Origin of the sequence: Roseivirga sp., from assembly GCF_049099775.1 — a bacterium.
Classification (GTDB): domain Bacteria; phylum Bacteroidota; class Bacteroidia; order Cytophagales; family Cyclobacteriaceae; genus Roseivirga.
Map to the genome: position 1 here is coordinate 474,432 of NZ_JAGDZM010000004.1, position 19,190 is coordinate 493,621.

At 37.9% G+C, this 19,190-nt stretch carries 18 protein-coding genes; 7 read left to right on the plus strand and 11 right to left on the minus strand.

Features of this window, described 5'->3' with window-relative positions; translation table 11 throughout:
* Positions 1 to 6 precede the first annotated feature (6 nt).
* Together JXQ92_RS06555 and JXQ92_RS06560 are read left to right on the plus strand one after the other, a co-directional pair.
* Positions 7 to 882: a dimethylarginine dimethylaminohydrolase family protein gene (locus tag JXQ92_RS06555; RefSeq protein ID WP_421985798.1), complete on the plus strand. Its 876-nt coding sequence runs from the start codon at positions 7 to 9 to the stop codon at positions 880 to 882.
* A gap of 48 nt (positions 883 to 930) precedes the next feature.
* The gene (locus tag JXQ92_RS06560) at positions 931 to 1,980 is read left to right on the plus strand and encodes a helix-turn-helix domain-containing protein (RefSeq protein ID WP_421985799.1); all 1,050 of its coding nucleotides are present in this window, start codon (positions 931 to 933) and stop codon (positions 1,978 to 1,980) included.
* 70 nt (positions 1,981 to 2,050) lie between these two features.
* Here the strand turns inward: JXQ92_RS06560 and JXQ92_RS06565 are convergent, their stop codons facing one another.
* From JXQ92_RS06565 to JXQ92_RS06580, 4 genes are all read right to left on the minus strand, one after another.
* Entirely contained in the window at positions 2,051 to 4,141 is a 2,091-nt protein-coding gene (locus JXQ92_RS06565) for an OmpA family protein (protein WP_421985800.1), read from the minus strand.
* 140 nt (positions 4,142 to 4,281) lie between these two features.
* A complete protein-coding gene (locus JXQ92_RS06570) occupies positions 4,282 to 5,250 on the minus strand; it encodes an ABC transporter ATP-binding protein (protein WP_421985801.1) in 969 nt (322 codons plus the stop codon).
* 71 nt (positions 5,251 to 5,321) lie between these two features.
* The gene (locus JXQ92_RS06575; RefSeq protein ID WP_421985802.1) at positions 5,322 to 5,867 is read right to left on the minus strand and encodes a hypothetical protein; all 546 of its coding nucleotides are present in this window, start codon (positions 5,865 to 5,867) and stop codon (positions 5,322 to 5,324) included.
* 53 nt (positions 5,868 to 5,920) lie between these two features.
* Positions 5,921 to 7,078 carry a PQQ-dependent sugar dehydrogenase gene (locus JXQ92_RS06580; RefSeq protein ID WP_421985803.1) on the minus strand — a complete coding sequence of 386 codons (1,158 nt, stop codon included), beginning with the start codon at positions 7,076 to 7,078 and terminating at the stop codon, positions 5,921 to 5,923.
* A 106-nt stretch (positions 7,079 to 7,184) separates the two neighbouring features.
* On the opposite strand from JXQ92_RS06580, the gene abc-f reads away from it, so the two are divergent.
* Entirely contained in the window at positions 7,185 to 9,101 is a 1,917-nt protein-coding gene (abc-f, locus tag JXQ92_RS06585) for a ribosomal protection-like ABC-F family protein (protein ID WP_421985804.1), read from the plus strand.
* Between the two features lie 2 nt (positions 9,102 to 9,103).
* Here abc-f and JXQ92_RS06590 read toward each other — a convergent pair whose 3' ends face one another.
* Positions 9,104 to 10,564, minus strand: a complete 1,461-nt coding sequence (locus JXQ92_RS06590) for a hypothetical protein (RefSeq protein WP_421985805.1) — start codon at positions 10,562 to 10,564, stop codon at positions 9,104 to 9,106.
* The gene (locus JXQ92_RS06595; RefSeq protein WP_421985806.1) at positions 10,561 to 11,118 is read right to left on the minus strand and encodes an RNA polymerase sigma factor; all 558 of its coding nucleotides are present in this window, start codon (positions 11,116 to 11,118) and stop codon (positions 10,561 to 10,563) included. The genes JXQ92_RS06590 and JXQ92_RS06595 overlap by 4 nt, the downstream gene beginning before the upstream one ends.
* A gap of 101 nt (positions 11,119 to 11,219) precedes the next feature.
* On the opposite strand from JXQ92_RS06595, the gene JXQ92_RS06600 reads away from it, so the two are divergent.
* Positions 11,220 to 12,482 carry a DUF5103 domain-containing protein gene (locus JXQ92_RS06600; protein ID WP_421985807.1) on the plus strand — a complete coding sequence of 421 codons (1,263 nt, stop codon included), beginning with the start codon at positions 11,220 to 11,222 and terminating at the stop codon, positions 12,480 to 12,482.
* Here JXQ92_RS06600 and JXQ92_RS06605 read toward each other — a convergent pair.
* The 3 genes from JXQ92_RS06605 to JXQ92_RS06615 form a co-directional block, all read right to left on the minus strand.
* Complete coding sequence (locus tag JXQ92_RS06605; protein ID WP_421985808.1) at positions 12,479 to 13,294, minus strand: CRISPR-associated endoribonuclease Cas6; 816 nt, start codon at positions 13,292 to 13,294, stop codon at positions 12,479 to 12,481. The genes JXQ92_RS06600 and JXQ92_RS06605 overlap by 4 nt on opposite strands.
* A gap of 118 nt (positions 13,295 to 13,412) precedes the next feature.
* The gene (ychF, locus tag JXQ92_RS06610) at positions 13,413 to 14,510 is read right to left on the minus strand and encodes a redox-regulated ATPase YchF (RefSeq protein WP_421985809.1); all 1,098 of its coding nucleotides are present in this window, start codon (positions 14,508 to 14,510) and stop codon (positions 13,413 to 13,415) included.
* A gap of 179 nt (positions 14,511 to 14,689) precedes the next feature.
* Positions 14,690 to 15,040, minus strand: coding sequence for a DUF3276 family protein (locus tag JXQ92_RS06615; protein ID WP_421985810.1), 351 nt, complete (start codon positions 15,038 to 15,040; stop codon positions 14,690 to 14,692).
* Positions 15,041 to 15,224: 184 nt separating this feature from the next.
* Here JXQ92_RS06615 and JXQ92_RS06620 point away from each other — a divergent pair, with 184 nt between their 5' ends.
* Together JXQ92_RS06620 and JXQ92_RS06625 are read left to right on the plus strand one after the other, a co-directional pair.
* Positions 15,225 to 16,130 (plus strand): DUF58 domain-containing protein, encoded by a 906-nt coding sequence (locus JXQ92_RS06620; protein WP_421985811.1) that lies wholly within the window; start codon positions 15,225 to 15,227, stop codon positions 16,128 to 16,130.
* Positions 16,131 to 16,133: 3 nt separating this feature from the next.
* Positions 16,134 to 16,850 (plus strand): hypothetical protein, encoded by a 717-nt coding sequence (locus JXQ92_RS06625; RefSeq protein WP_421985812.1) that lies wholly within the window; start codon positions 16,134 to 16,136, stop codon positions 16,848 to 16,850.
* 71 nt (positions 16,851 to 16,921) lie between these two features.
* On the opposite strand, the gene JXQ92_RS06630 is transcribed toward JXQ92_RS06625, so the two are convergent.
* Positions 16,922 to 17,266: a 4Fe-4S dicluster domain-containing protein gene (locus tag JXQ92_RS06630; RefSeq protein ID WP_421985813.1), complete on the minus strand. Its 345-nt coding sequence runs from the start codon at positions 17,264 to 17,266 to the stop codon at positions 16,922 to 16,924.
* 147 nt (positions 17,267 to 17,413) lie between these two features.
* On the opposite strand from JXQ92_RS06630, the gene JXQ92_RS06635 reads away from it, so the two are divergent.
* Positions 17,414 to 18,424, plus strand: coding sequence for an acyl-CoA reductase (locus tag JXQ92_RS06635; RefSeq protein WP_421985814.1), 1,011 nt, complete (start codon positions 17,414 to 17,416; stop codon positions 18,422 to 18,424).
* Here JXQ92_RS06635 and JXQ92_RS06640 read toward each other — a convergent pair.
* Complete coding sequence (locus JXQ92_RS06640; protein WP_421985815.1) at positions 18,401 to 19,174, minus strand: DUF1570 domain-containing protein; 774 nt, start codon at positions 19,172 to 19,174, stop codon at positions 18,401 to 18,403. The genes JXQ92_RS06635 and JXQ92_RS06640 overlap by 24 nt on opposite strands.
* Positions 19,175 to 19,190: the final 16 nt, after the last annotated feature.

The window sequence follows — 19,190 nt, forward strand, 5'->3', positions numbered from 1 at the left end:
GCGGATTTGAAACTTAATATTACTAACGAAACTAACCCTCTAGGCACTGTCATTCTTGGAATTGCTGACGATATGGGGCCTGAATTGGATATCAATCCAGTAAGCAAATTCCATATTGAAAACGGCACCTACCCTACTGAACCTGCCATTAAAGCTGAACTCTTAACGGTTGAAAAAGCCTTGATCGCTGAAGGCATACAAGTCTACCGTCCAGAAAACCTGCCGGGTACTGAACAAATATTTACGCGTGATATTGGCTTTGTAATTGACGACAAATTCGTGGTGGCCAATATGAAGGAGCCTGTAAGACAAAAGGAATTTCAAGGGATAGAACACATTCTTAAAACCGTCAATCCAGACTGTATACTAAAGTTACCATCCAATGTATCCATTGAAGGCGGGGACGTGGTTCTTCACAATGATTACGTCTTTGTTGGTATTAGTAATAGAACAAATATGGAGGGTTTTGAATTTCTGAAATCTGCCTTTCCCCATAAGAAAGTCCATCCTTTTAAGCTTGTCGTTACTGATGATCCAAAAACCAACATTCTTCATTTAGATTGTGCCTTCCAACCTGTAGGTACAAACAGCGCTATCATATATGCTGAAGGTTTTATTCAAAGACCTGATATTTTATATGACTTATTTGGAACGAGTGGGCTTATCCATGTTAACCAAGAAGAAAAACAACGGATGTTTCCAAACATATTCTCAATAGCACCCAACCTAGTGTTAATTGAAGAGAATTTTTACGAACTGATCGATCCGCTAGAAAAGCGAGGTATAAAAACTATCAAAGTAAAATACCTTGAAACTTCAAAACTCAGTGGTCTCCTTAGGTGTTCAACCCTACCTCTTTTTAGACAGCCTAGTGTTGTTTAATCGTCTTTTTTCTCCTTTATCCGTACCTTGACTATCGTTAGGCTAGAAATGGATATTAAAATAGACATATGGATCATTTTGTTTATAGCAGCTTCTGCTCAAGGCATATTTCTATCGTTTATGCTTTTTATTCGGGCTAGTAAACTAAAAAAGGCTAAAGAAAGCCATTATATATTGGCAACGCTCATGTTGCTTTTTACCGTTACTCTGATTTACTACCTTACTTTTTGGACAGGGATTAACTCACAACTAAGTCCATATTTAAGAGTTATTCTAAGGTTCACTTTGCTCTTTGGGCCTCTTTTTTACGCTTATACGTTTAAGCAGCTTTTTCAGCACTTTCCAAAGCGTATTTGGCTCCATACCAGTCCGTTTATCTTAATCAACATATGGTTGATTATAATGCCTATACTTGCCCCAAATCTCATAAACCATAGTTTATTCAATGCATTTATGAGTGTCCACTTATTGGTATACGCAAGCTATTGTGTCGTTTTGACCAGTAGGAATAATCAGATAAAAGGGCTTTTCAATGCCGCTATCTCATTTCTTGCTTACGCCCTATGTCTATTAACCTATTACGTTTTAGCATGGTCTCAAATATTAAAGTTACAGCATGATTATATTGTCTCTCTAGGCATGACGCTCTTCATTTACTTGATAGGTTACCATGGGTTTAAAATGCCAATTGAAGGCCAAATGGTAAAAGATGAAAAGTATCAAAATTCGATGCTTAGTAATCAATCGCTACAACATATAATGGAGCGATTGAATTCGATATTAATTGATGAAAAGTTGTTCACTAAAGGCAACCTAAAACTCACTGATCTTTCTGTAAAGCTTGGAGTTTCTTCTCACGACATTTCTCAAGCCATCAATGTTATGGCTGAAAAAAGATTCTCAGACTACATTAATTCCTTCCGCGTACAAGAAGCGATCGAATTGATGCAATCGGATTTCTACAAGAACGAAAAGCTAATTGCCGTTGCGTTAGATTCAGGGTTTAATAACAAAACCTCCTTCCTAAACGCCTTCAAAAAACAAACTGGTAAAACACCTTCGGACTTTCGGAAAGAAATGTATTCCAAAGCATCATAATTAATTCAATTATAGAGCATAAAAAAAGGCAATCTATTGAGATTGCCTTTTTTCGAATATTCTTGAAAGCTTATTTCTTATTTCCGTTTTCGTCTACAAAATAGAGCTCTACTCTTCTGTTAAATGCTCTACCCTTTTGGGTTCTATTTGAAGCGATCGGTAAGTCTTCACTAAATGTTTTTACAACAAGCTGATCTTTATTTACACCTTTATTAACTAAGTAATTATAGACCATAGTATATCGTCTTTGACCGAGTGCCACATTATAAGGGTCAGTTCCATAGGCATCAGTATGACCACCTACCATAATTCTCAAGTCAGTGCGTCTTTTTAATAAATCGGCCGCATCATTTAGCCTCTCAAAGTATTCCTCTTTGATATTTTGCTTATCAAAGTCAAAATATACTATAGGTAACTCAATAACTTCTTCCGCAGGCACAATTGGAGAAACTGCCTCAACTTGCTCAGCAACAACTTTTTCAACTTCTTCAACTACCGCAATGACTTCTTCTTTAACAATTTCTGCCTTTTCTTCTGCTACTATTACAGGCTGTGATTCTACTTCAGCTTCCTCAATTATAACACCTTCAGTGGAAGGCGGATCTACAGGAATATTGGTTGGATCGAGATCAAAACTATTTATCATTTTCACATAAATCTCTTTCTCGTTCTTATTACAATCTCCTATAAAAAAGTCTTGCTCAATATCGAATTCATCGCGAAAAAGCACTCTAATGGTATGTTCTTTTTCGTAAAGCACCTCTCCATCTCTTTCTACTCTTAAGGTAAAATCATTCTCTATGGGCATATTCATAGAATACACACCATACTCATTGGTTTGCGCAGTAAATTCATCTTCTTTACCTACCACAGAGATTTTAGCATTGGCAATAGGTGTTGTATTATCACAACCTAACAGCTTACCTTGTACTTGCGACTCATTGAACATAATTACGCGATAGATGTCGTTTTCTCCGTACCCTTCCGGGCGGCTTGATGAGAAATATGCATTCTTACCATATAGCGTAAAAAAGGTGTCATCTGTTGGTAAATTTATAGGAGCTCCCAAGTTTTGAGGCTTCGAAAAAATACCAGACGCCGTATCGAGTTTTGTACTAAAAATATCATAACCGCCCATAGAATCATGACCTCGTGAAGCGAAGTATAGTGTTCCATCTTCGGCTACAAATGGCGCATCTTCATTCAACGGTGTGTTCAGTTCCTTAATGGCATACGGCTTTGACCACTTACCACCATCGACTTTATGAACGATATATAAGTCTGAATTTTCATTGTTATTTTGAAAATCAGAAGCATATATAATAGAATTCCCCTTGTTATAAATAAATGCATGTGCCTCCCACTTAGACGTATTGATGGGAAGTTTTTCACGCTCACCCCAAATACCGTCTGCCCCTAGCTTAGACATGTAGAGATCATCTTCCCTGAAAGTTATCAGTGTACTGTCATTGTCTAACAGTTGAACTGGTGCGTCGAAAGTGTCATCAGAAGCATAGCCTTCCAAAGGACTATCCTTTTCCCAATTATCAGTTTCATCCATTTCAGCAGTCATTACCTGCTCATAGAAAATACCGTCATCTGATACTTCACCAAGTCCTTGGCGTCTGGCTGTAAAGAATATACCACGTTGATCAGCTGTTACTACTTGGCTGTATTCTTGGCCTTTGGTATTCACATTAGGGCCCAAATTTTTAACAATTATCTCTTTAGGATCTGCCAATAAAGTTCTTGCATTTTGAATATTATTAAATATTCTGAAATATTCAGGCTTGGCATAGTCGGCTAAGTCATTTTGTTTCACACGACGAATTACGCGTTCGGCATCTTCCACCTGACCGCCAAAAAGGTAGGCTTCAGCATAGGTTACCCAGAAAATAGGGTCTTCTTCTGCAATAGGTAATGCTTCTTGGAACAGTGCATATGATTTTTCGAATCGATATCGCTTTGAATGACATATAGCAGCGAGCCACCGTGCCTCGTAGTTCTTCTTCTTTTTCTTAATTATCGGCTCTAAGTAGCCTAAAGCCACTTCCCAATCTTTTTCTTCCATGGCACCATATACCTTATTCAAGTTTTGAGCATGTACCGAAATAGCGCATATGATAAACAAGGCCACAATAAAAAATGCAGATCTTTTCATTACTGATTTAGTTAAGTAATTAGTGATTTAAACCCAATAAAGGGTTAAGCAAAAAATGATTTGATGGTTAATTCGTGTTGAAGGCGTATAACGGATATACAGTGGAAAGATAAGAATAAATCTTTTATGGTGCTTACCCTTTAATTGAAATGTAAGATTTTGTCTTCATCAAACGTTAGAAATACCGTTTCTTCATTAGCTTTCAATTTGTTCTTTGAGTAGAAGTGAATTGTTTCTCCATTGGTTGAATTTATGGCTTCATTGAAATACTGGTGGCCTAAAAACACCGATTTGGAAACTACTACCCCTATGCCTTGATCCGGTTCATTGATTCGACAATCTTCTGCTCTGATGTATGATATCTTTTCTCTGTTAACATCAGAAATAGCATTGACTCTACCGAAAAAACCAGCTATTTCAAGGTTTATAGGTGCGTTATAGATATTCTGAACCGCATCAATTTGAATCAAACTTCCCTCCGATAAAAACGCCATTCGGTCGGCTATCCACATGGCATCGCGGGTATCATGTGTAACGAAAATAAGGCTTAGAGCTTCTGATTTGATAATATCGACAAGCTCAATTAATAAATTCTCCTTGGTTAATGGATCTAAATTGCTAAATGGTTCATCCATCAATAAAAGCTTCGGTTCTTCTGCTAAGACACTGGCAATTGATAGTCGTTGAAGTTGGCCGCCCGATAGCTCATTGGGTTTTCTTTTGGCCAATTCTCCTATTCCACATAATTGAAGCAATTCAGCCGTTCTCTCTTCTTGAAATTGTTTATCGAATTGAAGTAATACATACTTGACGTTCTCTTCGACCGTCATATTGGGCTTTAACTGGAAATCCTGAAAAACGATTTTTATATCTGAGTGTCCAGCAATGAGTTGTTCATCGGGATTTTCAAGTTCTTCCCCACTGAAACTGACATGACCACTGTCGGGTTTCATCAAACCAGCTATCATTTGCAGTATGGTACTTTTACCTGAACCACTTTTACCTATAAGCGCCAGCACCTGATTTTCACCCAATGAAAAGGAAACATCATTTACGGCTCCTAAATCTTCACCTGAATAAGTTTTTGAAATGTTTACAACTTCCAACATGGCAAGCAATTAACAAAAAAAGGCTACCATTATAAGCAGCCTTCCTTTTTATTGTTTGAATATTTTATGAGTCATTTAGGAATGCACGGGGCATATAATACACAGTCGATTACTAAATAGGGATCAAGGCATTCGTAGGAACATGCACCTGTAGGAATTCCGGCAAATATTATCTCAGTACCATCGTCACAATTATTAAGGTAACCTGCCGAACCAATCCACTCACCATCACAATCGGGTAAACCAGCAACACCAAGAACAGAAGAAACCATCATTCGAAAAGCTCCTATTAGCTCCTCTTCACTTTTAAAATCTGCATTTAAGTAATCTGATGCAAAACGCCTGATATACTTGATTTTCTCAGGTGTTAATTCACTACTACCAAAACCTAGTATCTGTTTTATGGCAAGGACATAATTCTTTGTTGATTGTTCCTTCACATCAGCACTTGCATCTTTCACAGCCTCTTTCATATGAATGATGACTTTGTCTTCATTCTGGCTATTCGCATGATAGATATTCGTATTTATAAGTTCTGCATTGGAGTAATCAGCTCCACTAAATGACATAACAACACCTAGCAAGGCAAGTGTCTTTATGATTATTGATAATTTCATGAATTTAATATACTACTAATATTTCATTAACAGTCATTAAATCATGAATAATCCTATTTACTATAGCTTATTCTATAGATACAATGATTGATATCGTCTGAAACTAAAATTGACCCGTCAGGCATTTCCATCACATCCACGGGCTTACCCCAGCCTTTATTCGTTGGTTTATCTAGCCAACCATCTGCAAAAACCTCGCTTTTAACAACCTTATCTCCTTCTATTTGGACAAACCTTAACTGGTAACCAATATGACCGGCTTCCGCACTTCTATCCCATGAGCCGTGCTGGGCAACAATTAAGTTGTTTTTATATTTAGCGGGAAACATATCGCCTTGGTAGAATCGAAGACCAAGTGGCGCTGAATGTGCTTCATACTTATACGCTGGCTCAACAAACTCGTCTCTTGATCGCTGATCTCCAAAATCAGGATCAGCCACATCGCCTTGATGCCAGAATGGGAAACCAAAATGATCTCCTTGGGCATTTACGTGATTTAACTCACAGGCAGGTACATTATCACCTAGTCTATCTCTACCATTATCATTAAACCACATATCTCCGGATTCTGGGTGCCAAGCAAAACCAACGGTATTTCTAACGCCTTTCACATATACTTCCATATCCGAACCATCAGGGTTCATTCTTGTAATTGAAGCGTATACCTCATTGTCGCTTTCTTTATCACATACATTACAAGGAGCACCAACCGGAACATATAACTTACCATCAGGTCCGAAAGCAATGAATTTCCATCCATGATGTCCATCAGTTGGGTACTGATCGTAAATTACTTCTGAAACTGGGCTTTCAAGGTTATCCATAATGTTAGCAAACCGATGAATTCTATTGACTTCTGCTACATAAAGGTCGCCATCTCTGAAAACCACACCATTTGGCATATTCAATCCAGTAGCGATGGTATCCACTTTATCAGCCACCATATCTCCATCCGTATCAGTTAGCGCGTACACATTTCTTCTGCGTCTATTACCAACAAAAACAGTTTTACCATCCTCAGTTCTCGCTAGAGATCGGGCATCGACTACATTGGGTGCGTAAATTGATATTTTGAAACCTTCTGGCAGGTTAATTTTTGTAAGCAACGAGTCGTATTCTGGAAAGGTAACTGCATCAATGGCCTTTTTTTGGCATGAGCTGCCAATGGCCATAAGTAAGATAAAAAGCGCGGGAATTGTATTTTTAAGCATGGTCAGATATTTAAAACGAAGGTATTAAAAAAAGCAAGAGAAGGTTTAATGCTATTTTATCAATGGTGCATGTTTGATTTGTTTGTGGGAAAGCTAATTTTGCGGCATGATTGCCATCAACAACCTTTCTTACCTCATCGGAGATCGTCCGCTTTACGAAAACGCTTCTCTGCACATTAAACCTCATGATAAGATTGGGCTTATTGGGCTAAACGGTAAAGGAAAATCTACCCTTTTGCACTTAATTATTGGCAACTATCAGGCAACTTCAGGAGAAATCACCAAAAGTAAAGACTGTACGATCGGATTCTTGAACCAGGATCTGCTTTCCTATCAGTCCGATGAAAATATTGTTAATGTTGCCATGCAAGCCTTTAGTAAGGCTAATGAGCTTCAATCAAAAATAGACAGTATCCTCAAGCAAATGGAAGTCAACTATGAAGAGCATTTAGTTGACAAACTAACGCAAGCTCAAGATCAGTTTGAAGCGCTGGGTGGCTATAGCTTACAATCTGAGGCCGAAGCGATACTTGAGGGAATTGGTTTTAGAACGGAAGACTTACAAAGACCTTTGCGAGAGTTTTCAGGAGGTTGGAGAATGCGTGTTATGCTTGCCAAGTTATTACTTGAAAAGCCTTCACTGCTGATGCTCGATGAGCCAACCAACCACCTTGACTTACCTTCAATTCAATGGATTGAAAACTACCTGAGAACATATGAAGGCGCAATTATTGTCGTTTCTCACGATAGAAAGTTCCTTGATAATGTGATTACCTCCACTGTTGAGGTAGCTCGTCAATCGCTTACGCAATACTCTGGTAATTATTCCTTTTACTTGAAAGAAAAGGCTCTAAGAGAAGAAATTCAAAAAGGTGCTTACGAGAACCAACAACAACAAATTAAGCAAACAGAGCGATTTGTAGAACGTTTTAGATCCAAAGCAACCAAAGCAAGACAGGTTCAATCTCGTGTGAAATCTCTTGAAAGAATGGACTTGATTGAAGATGTGGTTGACGAAAACGTGACCATGAATTTTCAGTTTGGCTTCAAGCAAAAGTCTGGTCGGTATATTATTGAATTGGATGATATATCAAAATCTTATGGCGACTTAGAAATACTCAAAAATACATCCGCAAAAATCGAACGTGGCGATAAGATTGTTCTTATCGGAGCCAATGGTAAGGGGAAATCTACCATGTTGAGGATTATAGCAGGAACAGAACCAATAGAAGGTGATCGTAAGGAAGGTTTCAACGTAATGACAGCCTTTTATGCCCAACATCAATTAGAAGCACTGAACCTTGAAAACGAGATTTTACAGGAGCTGCAACAGGCGGGTAGTAACAAGTCTGAAAGAGAATTAAGGGGAATATTGGGATGTTTCTTGTTTCAAAACGAAGATGTTTTCAAGAAAATCAAGGTTTTATCGGGTGGTGAAAAATCAAGGGTTGCCTTGTCTAAGACTTTGCTTTCTGAAGCGAACTTCTTGATGATGGATGAGCCAACAAATCACTTGGACTTTCTATCTGTAAACATCCTTACGCAGGCTTTACAACAATACGAAGGCACTTTTGTCATTGTTTCTCACGATAGACACTTCGTATCTCAGATAGCCACCAAAGTGTGGTATATAGAAGATGGTCAGTTAAAAGAATATCCCGGTACATACGACGAATATGCACACTGGCAAGCCAAGAGGGAGAAAGAAGCTGCCGCAGCCGAGGCCAAAAAACCTAAGACTGAAACCAAACTAAAAACAAAACAACCAAAGCCCCGGAACAACGAGGAAGAGCAGCATCTGAAAAAGCTTAAAAAGGAGCTTAGCAGTATTGAAGACCAAATTGAGGGGCTTGAGCAGCAAATTAAATCCATAGAAACAGAGTTGAGCGACCAAGCTGTTTTCAGTAACCCAGACTTACTTGCCGAGAAGAGTCAATCTCACCAAATGCTTAAAGACAAAGCCACTGCATTAAATACCGATTGGGAAAACCTAGCGGAGCAAATCGATGCTTTGGAAGCTTAAAATCACTCCTCTTTCTTATTCAAGAAGTAATTAATTGAAAGACCAAAACCGAAGGCAGAAGATGGTGAACTTGCGGCCAAGCCTCCGTTCAGGAAGAACTGTCTATAATTAAAATCGGCACTAAGACCCAGTTTAGGGTTTAGTCTGTAGTTAACACTAAAACCAGACACACCACTGAAATTAGTCCTATTGAGCAATTCACTTTCACTTGGGTTTGCTTTACGGGTTTCAAGGAAATTAAGGTCACCTTTTACTTTATAAGCCAAGAAATAGTCAATCCCCACACCCAGCTGGAATGAAAAATCGAATTTCCCGAGTGTAGCAATTTTATACCCCAGAGTAGATTGTATAAAAAGGCTTTGAATGGTATTTTCAATATTATAATCACCGATAAAGAATACATTTTCCGAATTAAAACCGAATGGGATATAAATAGGAAGCGAAGCACCATCTTCAACTGAATAAGCGTTCGATGAATTTCTAAACTTAAATTCTGAATAGCGTAAGCCTAAGTTCATGATAAGTCTCTTACTCACATCGAAAGATGCTCCAATACCTGCGCTAATTGCCCCTAGCGCTTCTCCTTCAGTATTATCAACCGTCGCATTTAAAAATGTAGCCGTATTGGCATCTCTCAATTCTGCCGTACCGGCAATATCAGATGATCCTAAGCCTGAAGAAATATTCAAAACATTGTTTCCAAACGATCCGCTCAAGCTTCGTTCTCTGTTGACGGCTAAAACTGACTGAACTTCCAATGCAGCCGCGTTCGAATTAATTATACTATCAGTATTCAAAGTTTTTTCTGTCGATGCTTGTAGTAAAATAGGTTCTGGAGATGCTACTAAAACATCTAATTCTGGATTTTTGACATCCCCTCCTTTCTCCTCGGCAGAAACTACTATTCGAGAAGCTTCTGCTTCTTTAGTAATTAAATTCTTATTTCTAATAAGATCTATTTTCGATTTAACCTTCTCATTATTAGCTTCTTGAGACTTATCAACTACACTCGCCACTAAGGTGCTGTTTTGAAGTGGGTCTTTCACACCCGAAAGATTGCGCTTATTATCAGCATCACTTGAAGACACTTTATAAGTAGAATCTCCACCTGCTTTTAGGCTATTTGCCGCTGTAAAATCCTTGTCTAAGTTATTCTCCCTATTTGTACTATCGTTTTTTAATGTGTTTAATTCATTATTCTCTTTTTTAAGCTTTTCATTATCTGCTGTGAATTCCTTTTGTGCAGATTCACTTTTATCGGAGAAAAATCCATCACTAAGTAAAAACCCAAAAGTAGTAGCCAAGATTAACCCAGCTGCTACACCATAAGTTTGCCACATAAAGAAGATACCTTTCTTCTTTTTGGGTGTGATGGCAGATGCTATACCTGCCCAGACTTTTTCAGATGGCTGAAATTCAACATCATCGAAAACATCTTTCATATCATTTTCAAAACTGCTCATGACACTGACATATTAGATTGAACAACTTGATTAGCTTCTTCCAGCATGGCTTTTAATAAAGCACGAGCCCTAGCGTACTGAGATTTTGAAGTCCCTTCTGAAATTTCCAACTGCTGAGCTATTTCCTTATGTGGGTAACCTTCAATAGCAAAAAGGTTGAAGACTGTTCGACAGCCGATTGGTAACTTCTGAAGCATGGCCATTATCTCAGTAAAATGTAAGTGCGAAAGCACTAACTCTTTTTCTACATGTAGAGGCGTTTTTTCAATATCTAGCATTGGTTGTTCGTAAAGTTTTCTTCGGTTATGATTAATTGAAGTATTGATAACAATCCTTTTTAACCAGGTGAGAAATTGTGCTTCTTGTCTAAACGACTCTAGGCTTTTGAATATCTTTACAAATGCATCTTGTAGAATATCTTCGGCATCTTCTTGAGATTTTCCATAACGCATTGCCACTGGCATAAGCTTTGCAGCATAGCGATCATAGAGTTCTCGCTGTGCCTTGAGCTCACCTTTAATGCATTTATTAATTAATTCTATATCTTGAATCATTGACGCCAAAGACTCTCGCCTCCCTATTATTGACACAACAAAAAACCAAAAGGTTGTGAAGGCAAGTTTTATTAAAACAAACGGTTATAACTCATACTAAATTGACCAAAATTAAGCTGATTTTACTGGTTTTAGTCCTTTCTACCTTTAACTCATATGGCCAGAAAGAATTACGCTATCAGGATAGGGTTTATGAGCCTAGTATTAAGAGCGTTCAGCTTTACCCACAAGGCACCTCTATACAAGCAAGCCTCTCTCCCGCTGTTAAAGAGCTAAATCAAGGTGCCCAGTTAACGTTGGAGTTTGATGACCTTCGAGAGGACGCCGACTACTACTTCGTCTATTTTATCCATTGTAATGCCGACTGGACACCTTCTAAGATGAGGCCAACAATGTATCTAAAGGCTTTTAATGAATTTGAGATTATAAATTTTGAATTCAGCTCAGAGTCAAAAACTAATTACGTACACTACAGTTTTCCGATACCTACTCTAAAAGAAACCGGAAATTACCTGGCCGTTGTTTACCGCGATCGGAAAAAAGAAGATCTCATACTTTCTAAAAGGTTCTCTGTCTACAATAATCAAGTAGGCGTTGGTGGAAACATTGGTCGCTCATCTTCAGTAAGCAATAGACAAACCAATCAGCGTGTAGAAGTAACACTCAACTATGGTGATTTGAAAACTTTTGATCCTGCAAAAGACTTCACGGTTGTGGTAAGGCAAAACGAACGCCCTGACAACCTTAAAATTGGGCTTAACCCTACTTTTATCGATGAAAATGGCAAACTGATTCGGTATCAAAACTTAGGAAATGAAAATGACTTTCCTGCGGGCAATGAATTCCGCCTTTTCGATATAAGTACTGTAAATTCTTCAGGAAGAAACGTGGCTAAAATCGGGTTTAATGAAAATAAACCAGTGGCGCAATTGATGATCGATAAGGAAAGAGACCCTGCATTTTTTCAGTTTTTAGACCTAAATGGAAAGTACTATATCCGCGATTTGGAAAGCCTGAGAACGGGTAATTTAACGGCAGAATATGTTGACGTTGAGTTTCTCCTCGACTATCCAAAAATCAATGAAAACATTTATGTGCTAGGTGAATTTAACTTATGGCAAAAAAATGATGAATCGCGTTTGCAGTATGACCCAGTTAACAGCCGATATTATTCGAAACAGCTCTTGAAACAGGGTTGGTATAACTACACATATAGCGTTGAAAGTCTACAGCCCAACATGATTGAAAAGAACTTCTTCGATACTGAAAATGTATATGAAGTTTTCGTGTACTATCGCCCAATGGGTGCACGCGGCGACCAGTTAGTCGGGTATAGCAGAATTCCGTATAACGCGCGTCGTTAAACAGCGACAGCTTCGCGAGAGAAGTGATATTTCTCTGTTCTTTCGGTCGGATCAGCATTGGCGATATCAAGCATTCCAAATCCCTTAAACGTGTAGTCGCCAAGGCCAGAATTAAAAATAAATTCTTGCACTTCCTTCGCCGCGTATAACTTGAATGGCAGTGTATAACCCCTCACTTCGTATTTTACATCATTTTCGAAAACAGAATAGATGCGTGCGAACTTCTTCCCTCTTTCTTGAATTCTTGTGAGGTAATCGCTATCAGGAACAATTTGAAATTTATTAAAACTGGCCATTTGCTCGTCAGTATACAAACCAGTCGCTTCCATTCTTCTAAAAGTAGAATCGTAAAGCAAATCTGAAAACTCATCAGTATCTGGAAAGACAAATCGCTTTCCATTTTGGTCGTCAAAACCATTGGATTGAATTGGCACCATTGGAGAAATACACAAAAATTTAGAAACCTCTTCCATCGGAGGGTTCTTTTCAATTTCCGTGTACAACGGACTGATCTTCAAATTGGATAAATCTATTTGCTCAAAAGAGAATATTTGATCCAACAGATAATCTAAGAACATCTGATCTGCAGAAGACAAAACGAGTGTCACTAGGTTGGAGTAATAATGAAGCCCGTTTCTAGAGATTTTAGTTTGTCCTTTAAGCCCTGAAAAGTTATAATCAGGATAATCAATATAATCTGTTCTTCCACCTTTAACTAGTGCACCTTTAAGGAATTGGGCTAAAATATGTTGGTGGTGAAAAGGTAAAAAAGATCCTTTATTCTCAAGTTTAAAAACAATCCTAATTCTCACAGCGCCTTTGTTTTCGTTAAAAATATACAGGACCCGATTCCTGTATTGGCTGCTTAACTATATGTTTATAGTAATGTTTGAGAATTAGAAAAAATAATAATTTCAGATGTCGACTAAATTACACATTGAACCTGAAGTGCATCACATCACCATCTTCAACAATGTATTCTTTACCCTCTACGGCCATCTTCCCGGCTTCCTTTATGGCCACCTCGGTTTTTAGTGCTTCGTAATCATCTAACTTGATTACTTCTGCTTTTATAAATCCTTTTTCAAAGTCAGTATGAATTACTCCGGCTGCTTGTGGGGCTTTCCAGCCTTTTTTAATTGTCCATGCCCTAACTTCCTGCGGACCTGCTGTGAAATAAGTAATAAGGTCTAAAAGGGCATAAGAACCACGTATTAGTTTATTTAAACCAGATTCTTTCAAACCATACTCTTCAAGGAACATTTCTTTTTCGTCTTCATCCTCAAGCTCTGCAATTTGGGATTCAATAGAAGCGGAAATCATAATGACTTGGGCGTTCTCAGAAGATACGGCCTCTTTTAAGGCGGTAACATGATCGTTGCCAGAATGCACAGCACTTTCTTCTACATTCGCCACGTAGATTACTGGCTTTATCGTAAGCAAAGAAAGATCATGAATCATTTTCAGTTCATCTTCATCGGCTTCCACTGATCTTGCATTAGCACCACCTTCGAGCGCAGCTTTATACTTCTCTAAAACAATAAGTTCTTTTTTAGCCGCCGCATCACCAGTTTTAGCAATTTTCAATAAACGTTGGATACGTTTTTCAATTGATTCAAGGTCTTTGTATTGCAATTCCGTATCAATAACATCCTTGTCAAATACAGGATCAACAGAACCTGCAACATGAACCACGTTGTCGTCATTAAAACACCTCACCACATGAAGAATAGCATCTACTTCACGGATGTTGGCCAAAAATTTATTCCCTAAGCCTTCACCTTTACTTGCTCCTTTAACCAAGCCAGCGATATCAACAAACTCTATTACAGTTGGAAGCAATTTCTTCGGGCTCACGAGTTCTTCTAACACCTTAAGGCGTTGATCAGGCACTGTTACAATCCCAACATTTGGTTCAATTGTACAAAAAGGAAAGTTTGCTGCTTCAGCTTTAGCACTTGAAAGCGCATTAAACAAGGTAGATTTCCCGACATTCGGTAATCCAACTATACCGCATTGTAATCCCATAAGAATAATAGATTTATTGACTCGACTTCATGTGAAATCGGCCGCAAAGATAATAATTATTGAATGCTTGAATAAATTCCAGACCGAATAAAGTAATCTTAAAAAGTAGCCCAAATAACGCTTAGAAAAACCGAGTCCCAATTGCCCCTGTTCTAAACTAATGGTCAGCTAATGAATTATTAGTCCCAGCTCAATTCACTATTAGAATCAGCCTCTTCATTGTTGGCTTCAACTGGATATTCGGCCTTGTCTTCTTCAAATTGATCGAAGTCAACTTCAGGCATCAACTCTTCTTTCACATGGTCCACTGTTTCAGAGAGAGCGTTCACAAATTTGGAGAAATCTTCTTTGTACAAGAATATTTTATGTTTCTCATAAGTGAAACCGTCTTCTTTATACTTCCTTTTGCTTTCTGTTATGGTGAGGTAATAATCATTAGAGCGAGTTGCTTTAATGTCAAAAAAATATGTCCTTTTCCCTGCTCTTACCCTTTTAGAAAAGATCTCATTTCGGTCCTTTTGGTCTTCCACTATCCTTGCTTTTTCCTTTTTTAAGGTCGAATTAAAAATAATAACTGTGTTAATATAAACTATTAATAATTACTATTGCAAGAACCGTAAAAATAAAACTGAAAACTAAAAACCTATATTAATAGTAAGCTTAGAAGCGTTTAAGAACCGTTAATTCAGTAACATTCTTTTTTAATAAGATCAAATGCAGTTTTCACTAGAAGAAATCAAAAAATTCGGAAATATAGAACTCCTTGCCAAGCAGATGGTTGAGGGTTTTATCACTGGACTTCACAAGTCTCCTTATCATGGTTTCTCAGTAGAATTTGCCGAGCATCAATTGTATAATAATGGCGAAAGTACTCGCCATATTGATTGGAAAATTTATGCAAAAACAGATCGACTTTATACCAAACGGTACGAGGAAGAAACTAATTTACGTTGTCAGTTAGTGATTGATCAGTCCTCTTCAATGTACTACCCTGCCGAAAATTATGGCAAAATGAGATTCAGTGTATTAGCAGCCGCGGCACTCACCTATTTACTGCACAAGCAACGAGATGCAGTTGGCTTACATACTTTTACTGACCAATTAGAGATTGAAACACCCGTAAAATCATCGGCCACTCATATTCACAAACTCTTTCTTCAGATGAATGGACTTTTGGAGAAAGAGCGCACTGAAAAAAGAACCAACGTAGCGCAAATTTTACATCAGCTAGCTCAAAAAGTTCATCGCCGATCTTTGGTTGTTCTTTTTAGCGACATGTTCGATAATCAGAATAATGAAGAGGAATTGATGGCCGCGCTACAACATTTAAAGCATAAAAAACACGAGGTCCTTTTATTTCATGTTACCGATCATAAAACAGAATTCAACTTCGAATTCGAAGACAGGCCTCATGAGTTCATTGATTCAGAAACAAAAGAACGTGTTAGGTTAAATCCGGCAACCATTAAGAAGGATTTCAAAAAACAGATGGATAGTCAATACCACGACCTTTATCTTAAATGTGCCAAATTAAAAATTGACTTGATCGAGGCCGACATCAACCAAGGCTTTGACCAAGTAATGAAATCATACCTTATCAAAAGAGGTAAAATGATTTAAAAAATGAATAAAACGCTCACATCTTTATGCCTAATCGCGGGCATAGCCTTTACTTCTTGCAATTCCAGTGCACCAAAAATAGTTTACGAATCCGATAGCGAAGGCATTTCTGTAGAAGTATGGAAAACAGACAGCAATCTACACTATACTCAGTCCCATAGTTCAGGAAAAAACATGATGACGGCAGATGGTACGCTACAATACATTCTTGAAAATTTAACGAACTCCACTGATGCCGAACTGGATATTGAAAATATAAAAAAAGGAGATAGAAATTATAGAATTGAAATTAGGACAACAGCCGACATTAGTGTTAATGATGTCATAAATCAAGTAATCTCGGATTGGATGCACGGAATCGATATTGACGTTTTTTATGGGATTGAGCCAAGAAAGACAACAATATTCACCATTTCCGACAATCAACAATTAGCACAAAATGAATATCAGCTGGATAAAGGAACAACAAGTAAAATTGAGAGAAAAAGAGCCCTTTACTCTATTCAAGGGAACTTAAATATTCTGATTAACACACTTGAAGAGCATGAAAACACCGGAGGTATCGACATCACAGAGAAAGACTGGAACGACTCAACAACATACCTTTTCGAACTAGACAGGTCTAAAGGCTATGATGGCATAGTGAAACAACTCCAAGAGAAATATGGAATTTCCTTAAAACAGCAGGAAAAATCTAGAAATGTCCTACGCATTGGTTAATCCGTTCATTTAGGCATAAAAAAAGCCCCATTATCACTCAGAAAAGGGGCTTTCAATTTCTTAAGACTGCTTTAAACGTGCAGCCACTCTTTTTTGGCATAAAGTTCTTCCTCTGTCTCACGGTAATCAGGATCGTCAACACAACAATCTACAGGACAAACCGCAGCACATTGTGGCTCTTCGTGAAAACCCATACACTCCGTACATTTTCCAGACACTATGTAATAGAACTCATCAGAAACAGGTTCTTGAGGCTCATTACCATCTACTTCAGAACCATCTTCAAGTTCAATTTTTTGAAGATCTGTTCCCCCAGACCATGTCCACTCCATACCACCTTCATAAATAGCCGTATTTGGGCATTCAGGTTCGCAAGCTCCACAGTTTATACACTCGTCTGTAATTATGATCGCCATAGTCTTCTAAATCTTATCGTCCGTCATACATCAACTTAATTTGAAGTACGAAGTTTCGTGAAATTCGATTTTTTTCAGGCACAAAAGTAATATGGAATTCATAACGGAAGTAAAGTTAACGTGTATTTTTGCATCAACTTTTAAAAAATGACGGTAGAGGAACGAAAAGAAGGACTGATTAAACTTGGTGAATGGTTTAGAAATGTGGATGAAACTACTTTTTCTGAACTTTCTTTAAACGCTGTAAATGGAAACAATTGGTTTACACCAGATAGTGTAAAATTAAGCTTTCACGCTTGGGGAGCTGTTTTAACAGCGGAACAAATTAACCGTTGGGTATCGCAGCACAACCTTGAGCCGAAAACCAGCAAAAAAGTGGGCCTCATTATGGCAGGTAATATTCCTCTTGTTGGCTTGCACGATTTAATCACTGTTTTAATTTCAGGTCATATGGCTCATGTTAAATACTCTTCCCAAGACCGCGTTTTAATGAGCGCAGTTGTCAAAGCACTTACTAGTATTAATCCATCTTTTGAAGCACTTGTTGTAGAAATTGAACAGCTAAAGAATATAGATGCAGTGATTGCCACAGGCTCAGACAATAGTGCTAGATATTTCAAACACTACTTTTCTAAATACCCTCACATTATTCGTCAAAACAGAGTTTCTATTGGCATTATTAGCGGGGAAGAAACTGAATCGGAATTATCTAAAATAGGTCAAGATGCCTTCCAATACTATGGCTTAGGCTGTAGAAATGTATCGAAAGTCTTTTTTCCTGTGAATTTTGACATTCCAAAATTCATTAAAGCTTTAGAAGTTTATGAGCCCGTTATAAATCATCATAAATTCAGAAATAACTACGATTACAATAAATCTATTTACCTAGTAAACAGAGAAAACCATCTTGATTCAGGCTTCTTCTTAATGCGTGAATCAAATGATCTAGTCTCCCCTATTTCTGTCCTTTACTATGAATTCTATAATTCCGAAGCCGAATTAGCCTTAAAGCTATCTTCCTACACAGAAAAAATTCAGTGTATGGTGTCATCCAAGGGTTGGTATGAAGGTAGTATAGCTTTTGGGGAAGCTCAGTGTCCTGCACTTTGGGATTATGCCGATGGCGTAGATACGCTAGAATTCCTTTCTGGTTTCTAGCAGTTCATAGCGATTCCGACGATAATGTCGCTTAACCCCTCTAAAAAACAGTCTTAGACCATTTTTTTGTTGGGCTGCTATCACTTCAGCGGGTGAAACACCATTACTCACGCCATCTAAAATTTTGGTCAACAAGAATCTGTCATCTTGATATAAATAGTTCACTAAAGCCCACCCCATACCGTAACTATCGTTTGTCTTGAGATCATCCCAAACCTCACGATCTACAGACAAAAACTTAGTCAATTCTCTATTAGTTCGATAACTAATTTTTAAACTATCAGTATAAAAAAGCACTTCTTGTTTAAGTTCTCCTAAACTATCCAGACGATAAGCCGACATCACTTCAGCCAATCCTTCATCCAGCCAAGGGTATTGATGCAAACCAAGACCGACAGTAAGGGCATGACTTATTTCATGTTTCAGCGACCTAGTAAACTCTTCATTCTTAAATACTACAATCTCCTTTGCGGATTCTATAAAAAAAGCTGTGGTAAACCGATCTAGACTACAACACTTGTTTGCGTAATTATAAAAATCAGAATAATCACCAAAAACCTTCACCTTGATATCTTTATCAAAAACGCGATCAAATTGCTTTCGGTAGAAATTATTCTGGTACCTCAAGCTATATTCAATCACCTCAATTTCATATTTGGTAATGGTAGTACCAATAGTTGAAACCTGAAGTCTTTGGGCATAAAGAACACCCTGACAGCAAAGAAGCACTATGAAGACTAGTTTTTTCAAAGTTTCAGCAATCTGA